This is a genomic window from Bradyrhizobium sp. 41S5 (assembly GCF_011516665.3).
GTDB lineage: Bacteria > Pseudomonadota > Alphaproteobacteria > Rhizobiales > Xanthobacteraceae > Bradyrhizobium > Bradyrhizobium quebecense.
On the sequence record NZ_CP083721.1, the window covers coordinates 5,210,516 to 5,225,218 of the forward strand.

The following is a 14,703-nucleotide window of genomic DNA, read 5'->3' on the forward strand; positions in this document are numbered from 1 at the left end:
GGAGCGCAGCGACAAAGCAATCCATAGCCCCTCAGCGGAGGAATGGATTGCTTCGCTTCGCTCGCAATGACGAAACAAGAATCAAAACGAACTCTGGGAGATATGAATGTCCAATCGACTGAAGGGAAAGCGCGCCGTTGTCACCGCCGCGGCGGCGGGCATCGGGCGCGCATGCGCGATCGCATTCGCGCGTGAAGGCGCGACCGTGATCGCCACCGACATCAATGAGAGCGGCATCGCCGACCTGGGCAAGGAAGGCGTCGCCGAGACCGCACGGCTCGACGTTCGCAACACTGCCGAGGTCAACGGCTTCGCCAAGCGCGTCGGAAAGATCGACATCCTGCTCAATGCGGCGGGCTTCGTGCACCATGGCACCATCCTGGAGTGCTCGGACGAAGACTTCGACTTCTCGTTCGATCTCAACGTCAAGTCCATGCACCGGACCATCAAGGCGTTTCTGCCGGCGATGCTGGAAGGCGGCGGCGGCAGCATCGTCAACATTTCGTCCTGCGCGGCGTTGCGGCCGCCGGCCAACCGCTATGTCTACAGCGCGTCGAAGGCGGCGGTCTCGCTGCTGACGCGCGCGGTCGCGCTGGACTTCATCACCCAGGGCATCCGCTGCAACGCGATCTGCCCCGGCACCGTTGAGACGCCGTCGATGCTGGAGCGCGCAGCTGCCGCGGGCCCGGACGGACGCGAGAAGTTCGTCGCGCGCCAGAAGATGGGCCGGCTTGGCACCGCCGAGGAGATCGCGGCGATGGCCGTCTATCTGGCAAGCGACGAAGCTGCATTCACCACCGGTGTCGACATGGTCGTCGACGGCGGCTTCATGCTCTGACACAACGCGATCAAAGGCATTCAGCATGAACAAGATCGATCTCAACGGCCGCTGCGCGGTCGTCACCGGCGGCGCGCAAGGGTTCGGCCGCGCCATCACCGAGCGCTTTGTCGCATCCGGCGCCAGGGTCGCGATCTGGGATTTCGACCAGCCGCTGGCAGAGAAGACCGCCAGGGCGATCGGCGAGAACGTGATCGCAATCAAGACTGACGTCACCGATCCCGCCGCGGTCGACGCCGCGCGCGATCAGACGCTGCGGGCGTTCGGCAAGATCGACATTCTCGTCAACAACGCCGGCATCACCGGAGCCAACAAGCCGGTATGGGAGACCGATCTCGACGATTGGCGCAGGGTGATGCGCATCAATCTCGAGGGTCCCTTCATCTGCTGCAAGGCGATCGTGCCGACCATGATCGGCCAGAAATACGGCCGCATCGTCAACATCGCCTCGGTCGCCGGCAAGGAAGGCAATCCGAACGCCGCGCATTATTCGTCGTCGAAAGCCGGCCTGATCGCGCTGACCAAATCGCTCGGCAAGGAGCTCGCGCAGCACGACATCCTGGTCAACGCGGTGACGCCGGCCGCGGCAAAGACCGCGATCTTCGACCAGATGACGCAAGCGCACATCGACTTCATGCTGTCGAAGATTCCGAAAGCCCGCTTCGTGCAGGTCGAGGAGCTCGCCGCCATGGTGGCGTGGCTGGCGTCAGAAGATTGCGCGTTCTCCACCGGCGCGGTGTTCGACATCTCCGGCGGCCGGGCGACGTACTAACTCGCTCGCCTCGCTGGCTGCCGAAGCGCCGTGACAAGATGATCGGCGAGCAATGACGCCGCGCGCGCGAGGTTGGGCGCGCGATGCAGACGGATCTCTGCGCGCGGCAGCCGCGGCATGCCGTCGCGCGCGGTCAGGCGCCGCAACGTCGGCGGAAAGGTCCCTGACTTCACGACCGTCACGGCAAGACCCTGCGCCGCGATCGCCTCGACCGCGGACAGGCTGTGGCTGACGAAGGCGAGCCGCCACGGCCGGCTCGCTTCGTCCAGCGCCTGCATCGCCCAGCTCCTAAACAGACAGCCCTGCGGATAGAGCGCGACCGGCAGCGGGTCGAGCTCCTCGACACGATGCGTGGCGCTGGCGGCCCACACTGCCTGCTCGGTGCGCAGCAACTCACCCTCGCCGCGCCCCTCGGGGTGCATCGCGATCACGAGGTCAAAGGCTTCGCCGAGCCGGTCCGTCATCGACGATGTCAGCCCGGTCTCCATCTCGACATGGATCAGCGGATAGTTGGCGATGAACTCCCTGAGCAGCGGCGGGACGATCAGCGTCCCGTAATCGTCCATCACGCCAAGGCGCACCCGCCCACCGGTGCCATGCGCGCGCACCCGGCCCACCGCCTCCGCATTGAGGCTCAGAATGCGGCGGGCGTAACCGAGCAGCCCCTCGCCGGCCGCACTCAGATCGACACTGGACGTGCTGCGGTGAAACAGCTCGGCCTGCAGCCGCTCCTCCAGCCGCTTCACCTGCATGCTGACGGCCGATTGGGTCCGGTTCAGCTCCGCGGCGGCGCGGGTGAATGAGCGATGATCCGCCACCGCGACAAAGGCCTGAAGGAGATCCGGGTCCAGGACGGGGATACTCATCACAATCCGTGATTTAGTTGATCAAATTTATTCCATTCACTGATTATCGGCGCTTCCCTAGATTGCGCAAGCAAAACAGAGGGGCGGCGAAGCGGGATGGGCGAGATCTGGGGGGTGTTGGCCGCGGTCGCGTCGAGCGCGCTCGGCGGAACCTCGATCGGGGCGACCCGGTTCCTGGTCGGCGCCATAGACCCACTGGCGATCGGCGCGTTCCGCTTCGGCATCGGCGTCCTGCTGCTGCTGCCGCTGGCGCTGTTGCAACGTGGAAGCTGGCCGCCGCGGCGCGACTGGCCTGGTGTCACCGGCCTCGGCCTCTTGTTCTTTGCGGCGTTTCCGGTCCTGTTCAACGCCTCGCTGATCTTCACCACCGCCGCCCGCGGTGCGCTAGCGCTCTCGACGCTGCCGCTGCTGACCATGCTGGTCGGCGCGGCGCTTGGTGCCGAGCCGCTCACCGCGCGAAAAACCACCGGCGTGCTGGTGACGATCCTGGGCGTCTCGATGGCGCTGCTCTCCGGCCTCGCCAAGGCCCCGCCAGGCGCCTGGCGGGGCGATCTGCTGATGGTCGCGGCCGCGCTGTGCATGGCGCTCTACAGCATCTGGTCGAAGCCTTATATCGGCCGCTCCGGCCCGATTCCCTTCACCACCCTCGCCATGGCCGCCGGAGCCGCAGTTCTCATCACCGCCTCGCTGCTGCGCGGCAGTTTCGCGCCGGTCGCGGATCTTGGCGCAACGCAATGGTTCGGCGCGACCTATCTCGGCGCGTTCGGCGCAGCGCTCACCTTCTATCTCTGGGCCTTCGCGCTGGAGCGGACGACGCCGACCCGGGTGGCGATCTCGGTCACCGTCAATCCGATCGCAGCCTCGCTGATCGGCGCGGCCCTGCTCGGCGAGCCGCTGAGCTGGAATCTGATGGCCGGCATCGTCACGGTGTTCGCCGGAATCTGGATCGCGACCACCCAGCCGCAACAGGGACGCGCGGTCGCGCCGGACACGCACTGACCTGCGGCCACGCACCCGCAAAGCCGCCAGCGAATCCGTGCTAGCCTGAGGGTCCGGTCCAAGCGAACCCGAGGCGGCCCTCCATTGAACATTTCCCTCTACGACGTCTCCGTCTGGGTGCTGCCGCTGGTGATCGCCATCACGTTCCACGAGGCGGCGCACGGCTTCGTCGCGCACCGGCTCGGCGACGACACCGCCTGGAAGCTCGGCCGCGTTAGTTTTAATCCGCTGAAGCACATCGATCCGTTCGGCACGCTGATCCTGCCCGCGGTGCTGCTGTTCGCGCATTCGCCGTTCCTGTTCGGCTACGCCAAGCCGGTGCCGGTGAACTTCCGCAAGCTCAACCATCCCAAGCTCGACATGGTGTGGGTGGCGCTGGCCGGACCGGTCACCAACATCATCCTGGCGACCGCGGCGGCGCTGGCATTCCACGTGCTGCCATTGGTTCCCGCAGATGCGGCAAAATGGACCGCGGACAATCTGAGAAACGCCTTCCAGATCAACATCGTGCTTGCGATCTTCAACATGATGCCGATCCCGCCGCTGGATGGCGGCCGGGTCGCGGTCGGGCTGCTGCCGCGGCCGCTGGCGATCCCGCTCGCCCGGCTGGAGCCCTACGGCATGCTGATCCTGATCGGGCTGTTGATCCTGCTGCCCGTGATCGGCCGGCAAATCGGCCTAAATCTTGATGTTATTTCAACGATACTGCGAACTCTGACCGGCTATGTAATCAACGCCCTTCTCCTCATTACCGGAAACACATAGCTTTTGATCTGGCGCATAATCCGACCGGAAATCGATGCCACTTTCCGGATCATGCAAAGGGACAGGGACGCTTCGAAGCCATGGTGATCAAAGCTGCCGATATGCTGATTGCACGACGCGCCGACACCCGCGCGCGGGCTGACTTTGCAACCTGGAAGATGATGGCGAAGCTGAACGGCGCCTCCGCCCTGCCGCCGGAAGCGCAGAATTTCCTGGCCATCTACAAGAAGCTCACGGACCAGATGAGCGACGCCGAGGCCAGCGAGGCGACGATCCAGGAGATGTATCGCACCTACTATGCGGAGATGGGCGGCGCCGGCAAGGCACCCGAGGTTCCGGCGCGCTCGCGCGAACCAGCCGCCGATACCGGCAACGTCACCGCCTTCCGCCGCCTGCCCGCCAAGAAGGCGGCCACCTCGGCCCCGAACGCCAAGCGTCCGATGCCGGTGGCGCTGATCTTCGCCTGCCTCGTCGTGGTCTACGTCGCGATCCGCTACTACTGGCGCTAGCGATACCGCTTCAATTTGTCCCATATCTGGGTGAGCGGCACGCGCAAACCACGGCAGATGAAGATCGGCCGGTTGTTTTCATAGGGCATCGCAAACGCGTTGTCGGTCCTGTCGACAATCTCGAGCGACTGGCAGGCACGCTGCCAACGCTCTGGATCGCCGCCGACATGGATCGCGAGCGACCCGCTGTAACCGCGCGGCCCCCACAACCAATATTGGTTGTGGCCGCTGATCGCGGGCGGCAAGCCGTCGGCCTTGCCGTAGACGTCGATCGCCGAGGCCTGTCCGTAATTGGCGGCCACAATGGCGACGCGCGTGCGCTCGTCTGCCGTGAGCGACTTGTAGGCCTTGGCGACCTTCTGCTCGAGTTCGCGCCAGCCGAATTCGTCCGACAGGCCCTGGGTCAGCGGCGCGCCGACACCGGCCGCCTCGATCGGCGCCTGCTTGATCCCGGTTGCTTGCATGTAGCGTTGCAGCGTTTCGGGTGCGAGGACCGGCAGCGCGATCGGGGCGAACACCCCGCTCACCGCGACTGCCACGGCGATCCAGCAACGCGTGATCCAGGCATGGAGGCGTTCGCAGAACACAGCGCCGACCACGAACATGCTCGGATAAACCGGGAACAGATAGTAGTTGGTGCCACGCTGCAGGAAATAGAACGCGGTCGTCAGCACGAATCCGATCGACAGAAAGCGTGCACTGGCGAGCCGCCGATCGATGAAAGGCCCGATCACTCCCGCGGCAACCAGCGGCGCCAGCGCGACGTTCATCGAAAGCGCCTGACGCCATTCGAACAGCCAGAACGGACCGGTATAATTCTTCTGGCTCTCCAGATGCGGCAGGATCACCGCGAAGAACGGCCAGTGTTGCCACCATTGCCAGATCAGGTTCGGCGCAAACAGCGCGGCTGCGATCGCGGCCCCGAGCCAGAGCTGCCACCATAACAAAACCCGACGCGCCGACGTCGCGATCACGCCGGCGCCAACCGCAACCAGCCAGATCGCAATTCCCCATTTGGCCTGCATCGCAAGACCGGCCAGCACGCCGATCCAGATCAGGTCGGAGCGTCGCTCTTGCAAAATCGCGCGCGCCATCAGGAATGCTGCGCCGGTCCAGGCGATCGGCTCGAAAGTCGACGTCGTCAGATGCGAGGTGAGCCCGGCAATCCCCGGCGCGATGCCGGCGGCCACGGCCGCGAACGCCGCCGCCCGCGTCCCGCCCCCGAGCAGTCGGACGAAAGAGGCGGCGAGAAACACCAGTCCAACCGCCACGATCGTCGCCGGCAGGCGCAACATCCAGGTGCTGATCCCCAGCACCTGCGTCGCCGCGGCGATCAGCGGCACCAGCGGCGGCTGATCGACATAGCCGAAATCCGGATGCCAGCCGCAGGCGAGGAAATAGAGCTCGTTGCGTTGCGCATCGTAACGGCCTGCGGTGGCGACGTGCACGATCGCAACCAGCAGCGCGGTGACCCACACCACGGGCTGGCGCCTGACCTCAGCCCGGAGCGAATCGAACCGAGATGCCCGCGCGCTCGTCGTGGAGATTGATCCGATCGCATTCATGCAGGCGCCCCTCGCATGCGCAAGCATAGTGACTGATCGCCGTTGGCCTAGTTAATTCGCCGCAAGATGGAATATTGACGCGCCCCACCGCGTCGCTCGCTCTAGGCGACGCCATCGACGCCGGGCATAATGCGAGGCTCAAAACAAGAAATCATACTGGAGGAAAGATGAAGCGTTCCATTGCAGCCTCGGTCAGGACAGCCCTGGTCATGACCGCGAGCCTCGCGTTCGCCGGCAGCGCGTCGGCGCAGACGATGGACAAGGTCGCCAAGGTCGGCGCGCTCGGCGACCAGTCCGGTCTCTATCAGGACATCGGCGGTCCCGGCTCGACGGTGGCGGCGCAGATGGCGATCGAGGATTCCGGGCTGCTGGCCAAGGGCTGGAAGATCGACCTGATCTCGGCCGATCACCAGAACAAGCCCGACGTCGCGGTCAACATCGGCAAGCAGTGGATCGATGTCGAGAAGGTCGACGTGTTCGTCGATCTCGCGGCCTCCAATGTCGGGCTCGCGATCGCCAACCTCGCCAAGGAGAAGAACGTCGTCAACTTGAACTCGGGCTCCGCCTCGTCCGACCTCACCGGCGCGCAGTGCTCGCCGAACACGGTGCACTGGGTCTACGACACCTACATGCTAGCCAACGGCACCGGCAAGGCGCTGGTGAAATCCGGCGGCGACACCTGGTTCTTCCTCACCGCCGACTATGCGTTCGGCCAGGCGCTCGAGCGCGACACCTCGAACGTGGTCACAGCGAATGGCGGCAAGGTGCTTGGCAGCGTCAAGCACCCGCTCAACAACGCCGACTTCTCGTCCTTCTTGCTGCAGGCGCAAAGCTCGAAGGCCAAGATCGTCGGTCTCGCCAATGCCGGCGGCGACACCACCAACGCGATCAAGCAGGCTGCCGAATTCGGCATCGTCTCGGGCGGCCAGCGGCTCGCGGGCATGCTGCTGTTCATTACCGACATCAACGCGCTCGGCCTCAACGTCGCGCAGGGCCTGAACTTCACCGAGACATTCTACTGGGACATGAACGATCAGACCCGCGCCTTCACCAAGCGCTTCATGGAGCGGTTCAAGAAGAACCCGCCGACCATGGTGCAGGCCGGCGTCTATTCGTCGCTGATCCATTATTTCAAGGCGCTGGAAGCGCTCGGCGGCAATCCGCATGACGGCCGCGCCGTGGTCGCCAAGATGAAGGAAATGCCGACCGACGATCCGCTGTTCGGCAAGGGCTCGATCCGGATCGACGGCCGCAAGATCCATCCGGCCTATCTGTTCGAGGTGAAGAAGACGTCGGAGTCGAAATATCCGTGGGACTATTACAAGCTGGTGGCCACCATCCCTGCGGATGAAGCCTGGTTGCCACTCGAAAAGAGCGTCTGTCCGCTGGTGAAGAAGAGCTGAGGACCCGTCATTCCGGGGCTCGCGAAGTCGCGAGCCCGGAATCCATTGGGCGACGCACGTCAATGGTGAAATGGATTCCGGGCTCGGCGACTTCGTCGCGCCCTCAGATGCGCAATTGCGCATCGGGGAATGACGGCGACTTCTGCTTGCCCGTCGCTTGACCCTCGTTGCTACTTCTTCGGCTTGTTGAACGTAACGGGAAGCGTGAAGGAGAACTGGTCTTCGGTCAGCCCGGCCGGCGGCGCGGGCACCGGATCGGAACGGTGAACCATCGAGACCGCGGCGTCGTCGAACGCGGCGTCTCCCGACGTTTCCATCACGGCAACCGACAAGACCTTGCCTAGACGATTGAGCACAAGGGCGAGCTTCACCTTGCCCTCCTTGGCCTTGCCGTTCTCCGGGAATTTCTTGTGCAGGTCGAGATAGGCGCTGATCTTCTTGCCCCATTTGGCGGTCAGCGCGAGCTTGTCCTTGCCGATGCCGGGATTGGGCGCCTTCGTCGTCTCCGACTGACGCGCGTCCTCGAGCTTGGTCGGCGAACGGTCTTCGTGTTGCTCGGAGGGCTCCTGCGTCTCGGTTTGAACCTTGGCGACCTGAGCCTCCTCCTCCTTCGGCTTCTTGCTGTTGTCTTCCGTGACGAGGCGATCGGCCTCCTCGATTTCAGTCGGCTTGGCCTGAGGAAGGTCCGTTTCCTTCACTTCGGCCTTCTGCTGCGTCATCTCCGGCGTAGCTTCCTGCGCCTGGTCCGGCGGACCAGGCGGCGCCGGGTCATCCTCCTCGCTGGCAGAGGCGAGCTCGACCGCGTACTCCGCGCCGGCGGCACCGAGCCCCTCGTCACCGTCGTCGCCGCGCAAATTCGTCAGCGCCAGCGCCGCGCCGCCCAGATGCAGCCCGACGGCCGTCACCGCGGCGATCACCCAGAGCCGCTTCGACGCCCGCAGATCAAGATCGGGGTTGGTGGACATCGCTGTTCGCCGTCAAGGTTTGGCCGGCTCGCCCTGCGCCGCCGCCGGCGTTCCAGGCAAGCCCTCGAGCGCAACCAGCTTGACATGCGTGTAGCCGCCGGAGCGCAACAGTTCCATCACGCCCATCAGTTCGCCATAGGGCACCATGCGATCGGCCCGCAGGAACACGTATTTGTCCCTGCTCATGTCAGGCACCGCATCGAGCGAATTGACCAGGTCGGCCCGCTTCACCGCGTTCTCGCCGATCGCCAGCGTCAGGTCGGGCTTGATACTGAGATAGGTCGGCTTGTCCGGCTTCTTCTGCGGCGTCGCGCTGGAGGTCGGCAGATCGATCGGCAAATCGACGGTCGAGAGCGGCGCCGCCACCATGAAGATGATCAGCAGCACCAGCATCACGTCGATGAACGGCGTGACGTTGATCTCGTGGGATTCCGCGAAATCGTCGTCGCCATCGTTCTCGGAGATCGAGACTGCCATCGCCTACTCCGCCGCCGCGGCGCGCGGATGCGCGGTGCGCGGAACGTCGCCATGGGTGCGATCGAGATCGCGCGACAGGAGCCGTCCCGCAGCGCCCGAGGCGCGGTTGACGAGCTCGAGATAGACCTTCGTGACGCGCGAGAAATGGTTGTAGATGATGACGGCGGGGATCGCCGCGACGAGGCCGATCGCGGTTGCGAGCAGCGCTTCCGCGATGCCCGGCGCCACCACGGCAAGGTTCGTCGTCTGCGACTTCGAAATGCCGATGAAGCTGTTCATGATGCCCCAGACGGTGCCGAACAGGCCGACGAAGGGTGACGTCGCGCCGATGGTCGCGAGCAGGCCCATGCCGACGCGGATCTTGCGGGCTTCGGCGCGCACGATCTCGGCAAAGCTGGACGCGGCGCGCTCCTTGATGCCGGCATCGCTGGAGATGCCCGCCGACAGTCGTCCCTCGCGCATCGCAGCCGCAACGAACGACGACAGCACGCTGCCCTTGGCGCCGAGTGCGAATTGCGCTTCCGCCAGCGACCGCGATTCAGCGATCTTGGCGAGCGCGCCGCGCAGCTTGCTCTGCGCCACGGTCAGCTCGACCATCTTGGCGATGAACACGGTCCAGGTCACCAGCGAGGCGAAGGCGAGACCGAGCATCACCGCCTTCACGATGATGTCGGCGTTCAGGAACATGTTCCACGGCGACAATTCGTGCAGGCCAGTGCTGGTCGACTTCAGCGCCTTGCCGTCGCCGTTCGCGGGCGCGGCCGGCGACGCATTGAGCGCCGTCAGTGCCGGAGCCGGCGCGACAGGTGCCGGCGCGGCCTGGGCCTGCGCCGCTGCTGGCGACGGCTGGGCCACCGGCGCGGTCTGGACAGTCGCAGCAGGAGTGGCGGCCGGCGGCTGTGCCGCAGGTGCGGACTGGGCCCGGGTTACGGGCGCGGGCTGCGCGGCAGGCGCGGTTTGCTGCTGCGCCGAAGACGGCGCAGCCAGCATCAGCATCGCCAGCGAGGCGATCAGGGCGGACGCAGCGGGGAACTTGAATGTCATCATCAGTTACACTTCAGCCCAGTGGCGGATCAGGTTGTGATAAATCCCGGTCAATTTGACCGTTTCAGGGTCATCGCGGCCCAGCCGCTCCACCAGAGCCTGGATCGCAGTATCGAGATCAAAGATCAGGCTGCGCGCGTGGGCATCCCGTACCATGCTCTGCAGCCAGAAAAAAGACGCTACCCGGGTCCCCCGCGTGACCGGCGTGACCAGATGCAAGCTGGACGCAGGATAAAGTACGAGATCGCCTGCCGGCAGCTTGATTTCATGCGATCCATAGAGGTCTTCGATGACGAGCTCGCCGCCATCGTACTCCTCCGGCTCCGATAAAAACAGCGTGACCGAGAGGTCGGTGCGGATCCGCAAGCCTGTCCTTTTGTCGCCCCGCACCGCATTATCGACATGCAGGCCGAAATGGTGCCCGTCGCTTGCGGCGTAGCGGTTGAACAAGGGTGGAAAGATTTGAAGCGGGATCGCCGCCGAGATGAAGCGCGGGCTTGCCGACAACGCCGACAGGATCCGGTTGCCGAGCTGCCGCGCGACCTCGCTGTCGGGCGGCAGCTGCTCGTTGCGCTTGACCATCGCCGAAGCAGCCCCCGCGGTCGAGCGGCCGTCTTCCCATTCGCTGGCGTCCATGATGCGGCGGAAGTCCGCCACATCAGCCTTGCTCAATACGTTGGGAACACAGACCAGCATCTTGTGCCGCGAAGCCTCCGTCAGTAACGCGCAGACACAACCAGATACGCAGCGCGTCCGGGCGCTTCGAGCACGAACGGCGTCGCACTCTGGTAGAGCGCATCGTAGTAGCGTTTGTCGAAGATGTTGTTGACGAACAGCTTCACGGTCCAATGCTTGTCGACCTTCGCTTCGGCAAAGGCGTCGAAGCGCCAATAGCTCGGAAGCGACGTCCCCTGGTTGGCCGCGAGCAAGGTGCCGCCATAGATCTTCGAGCGGTAGACCGCCTGCCCGCCAAGCTCCCACATGTCGGTGAGCTGGTACTTCGTCAGCATGCTGAACGACTGATGCGCGATGTTGGCGAGCGGCAGCCCGACATTGGTCGGGTAGAGCAGAGGCTGCGGCGAAGGCGCATTCGACTTCGTCACCTGCGACTGCATCAGCACCAGGCCGCCGAACACGCTCCACTTGTCGGTGATCTTGCCACCAACGCCAAGATCGATGCCGCGAACCCAATAGGCAGCACCAGCGGTGATGCACGAGACGGAGCTAGTGATCTGCGGGCTGGTGATTGGATAGGGACAGGTCGCGGTGCCGGTTGTCGGCGTGATGTTCTGCGACTCGCGCGCGTTTTCCTTGTTGGTCTGGAACAGCGCCGCCGTCACCAGCAGATGCCGGTCAAACAGCTCCCACTTGGTGCCGACTTCGATCGCCTGGTTCTTTTCCGGCCCGAAGATCTGGTTCGAATTGCCGTTGAGGACAGGCGACAGACCGCCATATGCTGTGCTGGTGCCATCGAATTCGGCACCGACCGGGTTCGACGACGTCGCGTATGCGGCGTAGACGCTGCCGTTCGGTGCGGGCTTCAGCGTCAGGCCGAGGTTGAAGTTGGGCATGCCGAACTCGGCGTTCTGTGCACCGAAGACCGTTGCGCCGGCCACGGTGCCGTATCCGCTGGTCTTGATCGAGTAGTCGTCGTAGCGGATGCCACCATTGAGAATGACGAGGTCGTTGTAGTTGACGCTGTCGAGCAGATAGACGCTCGCAGTGTCGATAGCGAGGTTCGTCGGCAGGCCGCTCAACGTTGGCGTCGACGTGAACGGCGTGTAGGTGTATTGCGGCGCAAACACGTTGACGCCGGAAATCGAGCCGGCGCCGTTGAACGGCGTGCCGGTCGTCAGCTCCGAGCTCAGGCCGGTGTATTTGTCGATATACGAGGTCTCCCGCGAGATCTCGACGCCGCCGACCGCCGTGTGCTTGAAGCCGCCGGTGTCGAACTTGTAGGTCGCCTCGCTCTGGTTCGCGACCACGTCAGTGATCTGATAGCGGCTCTGCGGATTCATCGTGATCGTCGAAGCCGAGAGCGGCGTCGCAATGACCGGCGACTCGGCAATTGTCCCGATGTAGTTGTTCATCGCGCGCGAGGCGCGGAACTTGTCGGTGAGTACGAGGTCCGGCGTGACGTGGACTTCGGTGCTGACCGTTCCGATATCCTGCTGAACCTTGAAGAAGTCGCGATTGACCAGACCGTAGAAATTATTGGCGGGAGAGCCGAATTGCGGGAAAGGGCCACCGGCAGTACTGGTGAAGATATTTCCCGGAGCCGGCGAACCCGGCCGGTAGTAGGGAACGCCGAAATCCGGTATGCCATGGAGATCGGTGTGCACGTAATCGCCAGTGATCTTTACCGCGTCGATCGGCGTCCACTTTGCTGCGACGAAGGCCCCGCTACGATCATCGGTGGTGTTGTCGCGTCCGGCGACGCCGGCATCCTGGAACAGGCCGCCGGCGCGGATCGCCAGGGTCGGGCTGATCACTTGGTTGACGTCGAGCGTCACCCGCTTGGTGCGATCGGTGCCGAACGAGGTGTCCATGTTGTAGAAGCTGTTCTCCGTCGTCGCCTGCTTGGTGACGATGTTGATCGCGCCGCCGGTGGTGCCGCGGCCTGCGAAGGACGAGCCCGGGCCGCGCAGGATCTCGACCTGCTCGGTGAAGAAGTTCTCGCGGACGCTGACGCCGGCATCGCGGACTCCGTCGATGAAGATGTCGTTGCGCGCGTCGAAGCCGCGGATGAAGAAGCGGTCGCCGAACGCGTTGCCGCCCTCGCCCGTGCCGAGCGTGACGCCGGCCGTCGACAGGATCGCCGATTTCAGCGAGGTGGCGTTCTTGTCTTCGAGCACGTCCTTGGTCAGCACCGTGACCGACTTCGGCGTGTTCAGGATCGGCTCGGGATACTTTCCCGATGCCTGCAAACGGTCGCCCTTGTACGGCGCGGCCGGATCGGCGTAGCGGTCGCGGTCAGCGGGAAGACCGCCGGCGTTGGGAAACGGCACCGGCGCCTGCTGGGCCTGCTGATTGCTGCGGCGCGCGGCGCGGCGCAGTGCGTTGCGGGCGCGGACCTGGTCCGACGTGGGCTTTGACGCGACATGCCGCGGGCGCGCGACCGGAGCATCCACATTCACCGGCGGCAGGCTGGATTGCTGTTGCGCCTCAGCTCCCGAAAACGACGCCACCGCGATCAGGCTCGCGACAGCGGAGACTTTCGTGGCGGAATAACTGGTATCATCAGCCGAACCGATCGCCGCATCGAAGCGCAGCGATCTCGGCGCCTTCACATTGCTCATTTCATGCACGCCCCAAAAAGCGAGTCCGTTCGCGAATTCACCGTGCGACGAACTGTCTCTTTCGGTTATCGAGCGCGCCTTTGTTTATCAATGCGATCAGCGCCACAGTCTGCTTGAATCGCCCCAATTCAAAGCGATTCTAATCTGTGGTTTGAAACCGTTCTAAACTTGAGTTTTTAAGCGTTCTAATAATGGTTCTAAATTGGTGCCGAGATGCCTCGCCAATCATTCGGCGCTTGGTGGCTTCATCAGCGAGAACAGCTCGTCGATGGTCCGCTGCGCGACCTGCCGCACGCGGTCGCTGTTCTCGAGGCCGGCGATGTTGACGCCGTTGACGACGGCTTTGATCTCGTCGCGGAAGTCGGTGAGAAAGCGCAGCGGGTCACGCTGCTCGCTGGCGACACGCGCGATCAACCCGGTGACCAGGATCTGGCATGCCATCATGCGTCCGTTCAACTCATCCATCGCTGCCCTCATCCTGTCGCATCGTCGCTGCGCGATATGAACGACATCCCGCGGCGTTTCAACCGCGTCGCGCAAATTGCATCAGGTGAACGGATGGAGAGCAGGTCGCGGCGAGGCTCGCGCTATTTCGCGGCGATGTGCGCGGCATCCTCGCCGAGCGCCTTGATGCGATCCTTGACCTCGCGCAGCGTGGCCAGTCCGCTCTCGACATGTTTGTCCGATACGTCACGGAGCACGTCGCCGGCAATTGCATCGCGCAGACTGTCGAGATCGTCGACGAGACGGCGCCCTCTCTTCGTCAGAAACAGCCGATTGGCGCGGCGATCCCGGGGATCGGGACGGCGTTCGAGCAGGCCATGTTCGACGAGGCGGTCAAGCAGCCGCACCAGCGAGATCGGCTGCAACTCGAGCACGTCGGCAAGGTCGACCTGGGACAGTCCTTCCTGCTCGCGCAGGCGGAACAGCACGATCCATTGGGCCCGCGTGGTGCCTCGCGCCTTGGCGCGATGATCGATATAGTTGCGCAGCAGCCGGGAACTCTCGACGAGCTGCGCAATGAACTGGCGTTTGAGATCGAGCGACATAGGGTCCTCGGTGGGTTTCCCGGACGGAATATTTCTGCTCGTTTCTGGCCTAAACCTTTCCGAATGTTTAGGATTCTCAAGCCTTGGTGTGTTTACACATTAAGTGCACGCATATTATATCCGCAAGCTCTGTGAACCGTTTCGATCCCCCT

Annotated in this window: 15 protein-coding genes; 6 read left to right on the plus strand and 9 right to left on the minus strand. The window is 64.1% G+C overall.

Features of this window, described 5'->3' with window-relative positions; translation table 11 throughout:
• The first annotated feature begins 106 nt into the window (after positions 1 to 106).
• Positions 107 to 838 carry an SDR family oxidoreductase gene (locus HAP47_RS25450; RefSeq protein WP_173642248.1) on the plus strand — a complete coding sequence of 244 codons (732 nt, stop codon included), beginning with the start codon at positions 107 to 109 and terminating at the stop codon, positions 836 to 838.
• A 25-nt stretch (positions 839 to 863) separates the two neighbouring features.
• Entirely contained in the window at positions 864 to 1,610 is a 747-nt protein-coding gene (locus tag HAP47_RS25455; RefSeq protein ID WP_173642247.1) for an SDR family NAD(P)-dependent oxidoreductase, read from the plus strand.
• Here HAP47_RS25455 and HAP47_RS25460 read toward each other — a convergent pair.
• Complete coding sequence (locus HAP47_RS25460; protein ID WP_173642246.1) at positions 1,607 to 2,476, minus strand: LysR substrate-binding domain-containing protein; 870 nt, start codon at positions 2,474 to 2,476, stop codon at positions 1,607 to 1,609. The two genes, HAP47_RS25455 and HAP47_RS25460, sit on opposite strands and share 4 nt — an antisense overlap.
• 96 nt (positions 2,477 to 2,572) lie before the next feature.
• On the opposite strand from HAP47_RS25460, the gene HAP47_RS25465 reads away from it, so the two are divergent.
• The 3 genes from HAP47_RS25465 to HAP47_RS25475 all read left to right on the plus strand — a co-directional run bounded on the left by HAP47_RS25465 (position 2,573) and on the right by HAP47_RS25475 (position 4,749).
• The gene (locus HAP47_RS25465) at positions 2,573 to 3,475 is read left to right on the plus strand and encodes a DMT family transporter (RefSeq protein WP_173642245.1); all 903 of its coding nucleotides are present in this window, start codon (positions 2,573 to 2,575) and stop codon (positions 3,473 to 3,475) included.
• An 84-nt stretch (positions 3,476 to 3,559) separates the two neighbouring features.
• Positions 3,560 to 4,240 carry a site-2 protease family protein gene (locus tag HAP47_RS25470; protein ID WP_173642244.1) on the plus strand — a complete coding sequence of 227 codons (681 nt, stop codon included), beginning with the start codon at positions 3,560 to 3,562 and terminating at the stop codon, positions 4,238 to 4,240.
• A gap of 80 nt (positions 4,241 to 4,320) precedes the next feature.
• Positions 4,321 to 4,749 carry a hypothetical protein gene (locus HAP47_RS25475; protein ID WP_231168366.1) on the plus strand — a complete coding sequence of 143 codons (429 nt, stop codon included), beginning with the start codon at positions 4,321 to 4,323 and terminating at the stop codon, positions 4,747 to 4,749.
• Here HAP47_RS25475 and HAP47_RS25480 read toward each other — a convergent pair.
• A complete protein-coding gene (locus HAP47_RS25480; RefSeq protein WP_173642243.1) occupies positions 4,746 to 6,230 on the minus strand; it encodes an ArnT family glycosyltransferase in 1,485 nt (494 codons plus the stop codon). The two genes, HAP47_RS25475 and HAP47_RS25480, sit on opposite strands and share 4 nt — an antisense overlap.
• 251 nt (positions 6,231 to 6,481) lie before the next feature.
• Between HAP47_RS25480 and HAP47_RS25485 the strand changes: the two genes are divergently transcribed.
• On the plus strand, positions 6,482 to 7,717 hold the full coding sequence (locus HAP47_RS25485) for an ABC transporter substrate-binding protein (RefSeq protein ID WP_173642242.1): 1,236 nt from the start codon (positions 6,482 to 6,484) through the stop codon (positions 7,715 to 7,717).
• A gap of 170 nt (positions 7,718 to 7,887) precedes the next feature.
• Here the strand turns inward: HAP47_RS25485 and HAP47_RS25490 are convergent, their stop codons facing one another.
• From HAP47_RS25490 to HAP47_RS25520, 7 genes are all read right to left on the minus strand, one after another.
• Positions 7,888 to 8,682 carry an energy transducer TonB family protein gene (locus tag HAP47_RS25490; RefSeq protein ID WP_173642241.1) on the minus strand — a complete coding sequence of 265 codons (795 nt, stop codon included), beginning with the start codon at positions 8,680 to 8,682 and terminating at the stop codon, positions 7,888 to 7,890.
• A gap of 12 nt (positions 8,683 to 8,694) precedes the next feature.
• A complete protein-coding gene (gene exbD / locus HAP47_RS25495) occupies positions 8,695 to 9,159 on the minus strand; it encodes a TonB system transport protein ExbD (protein WP_173642240.1) in 465 nt (154 codons plus the stop codon).
• 3 nt (positions 9,160 to 9,162) lie between these two features.
• Entirely contained in the window at positions 9,163 to 10,206 is a 1,044-nt protein-coding gene (gene exbB / locus HAP47_RS25500) for a tonB-system energizer ExbB (protein ID WP_173642239.1), read from the minus strand.
• Between the two features lie 3 nt (positions 10,207 to 10,209).
• Positions 10,210 to 10,899, minus strand: a complete 690-nt coding sequence (locus HAP47_RS25505; protein ID WP_173642238.1) for a Fe2+-dependent dioxygenase — start codon at positions 10,897 to 10,899, stop codon at positions 10,210 to 10,212.
• 20 nt (positions 10,900 to 10,919) lie between these two features.
• Positions 10,920 to 13,502 carry a TonB-dependent receptor gene (locus HAP47_RS25510; protein ID WP_173642237.1) on the minus strand — a complete coding sequence of 861 codons (2,583 nt, stop codon included), beginning with the start codon at positions 13,500 to 13,502 and terminating at the stop codon, positions 10,920 to 10,922.
• 225 nt (positions 13,503 to 13,727) lie between these two features.
• Entirely contained in the window at positions 13,728 to 13,967 is a 240-nt protein-coding gene (locus HAP47_RS25515) for a hypothetical protein (RefSeq protein ID WP_173642236.1), read from the minus strand.
• A gap of 122 nt (positions 13,968 to 14,089) precedes the next feature.
• Positions 14,090 to 14,551 (minus strand): MarR family winged helix-turn-helix transcriptional regulator, encoded by a 462-nt coding sequence (locus HAP47_RS25520; protein ID WP_173642235.1) that lies wholly within the window; start codon positions 14,549 to 14,551, stop codon positions 14,090 to 14,092.
• Positions 14,552 to 14,703 lie beyond the last annotated feature (152 nt).

Excerpts from the sequence above, each read along its gene's own strand:
- HAP47_RS25485 (WP_173642242.1), top strand. The coding sequence starts at position 6,482 with ATGAAGCGTTCCATTGCAGCCTCGGTCAGGACAGCCCTGGTCATGACC.
- HAP47_RS25505 (WP_173642238.1), bottom strand. The coding sequence starts at position 10,899 with ATGCTGGTCTGTGTTCCCAACGTATTGAGCAAGGCTGATGTGGCGGAC.
- HAP47_RS25490 (WP_173642241.1), bottom strand. The coding sequence starts at position 8,682 with ATGTCCACCAACCCCGATCTTGATCTGCGGGCGTCGAAGCGGCTCTGG.
- HAP47_RS25510 (WP_173642237.1), bottom strand. The coding sequence starts at position 13,502 with ATGAGCAATGTGAAGGCGCCGAGATCGCTGCGCTTCGATGCGGCGATC.
- exbD (WP_173642240.1), bottom strand. The coding sequence starts at position 9,159 with ATGGCAGTCTCGATCTCCGAGAACGATGGCGACGACGATTTCGCGGAA.
- HAP47_RS25465 (WP_173642245.1), top strand. The coding sequence starts at position 2,573 with ATGGGCGAGATCTGGGGGGTGTTGGCCGCGGTCGCGTCGAGCGCGCTC.
- HAP47_RS25455 (WP_173642247.1), top strand. The coding sequence starts at position 864 with ATGAACAAGATCGATCTCAACGGCCGCTGCGCGGTCGTCACCGGCGGC.
- HAP47_RS25450 (WP_173642248.1), top strand. The coding sequence starts at position 107 with ATGTCCAATCGACTGAAGGGAAAGCGCGCCGTTGTCACCGCCGCGGCG.
- HAP47_RS25515 (WP_173642236.1), bottom strand. The coding sequence starts at position 13,967 with ATGGATGAGTTGAACGGACGCATGATGGCATGCCAGATCCTGGTCACC.
- HAP47_RS25520 (WP_173642235.1), bottom strand. The coding sequence starts at position 14,551 with ATGTCGCTCGATCTCAAACGCCAGTTCATTGCGCAGCTCGTCGAGAGT.
- HAP47_RS25475 (WP_231168366.1), top strand. The coding sequence starts at position 4,321 with ATGGTGATCAAAGCTGCCGATATGCTGATTGCACGACGCGCCGACACC.
- exbB (WP_173642239.1), bottom strand. The coding sequence starts at position 10,206 with ATGATGACATTCAAGTTCCCCGCTGCGTCCGCCCTGATCGCCTCGCTG.
- HAP47_RS25460 (WP_173642246.1), bottom strand. The coding sequence starts at position 2,476 with ATGAGTATCCCCGTCCTGGACCCGGATCTCCTTCAGGCCTTTGTCGCG.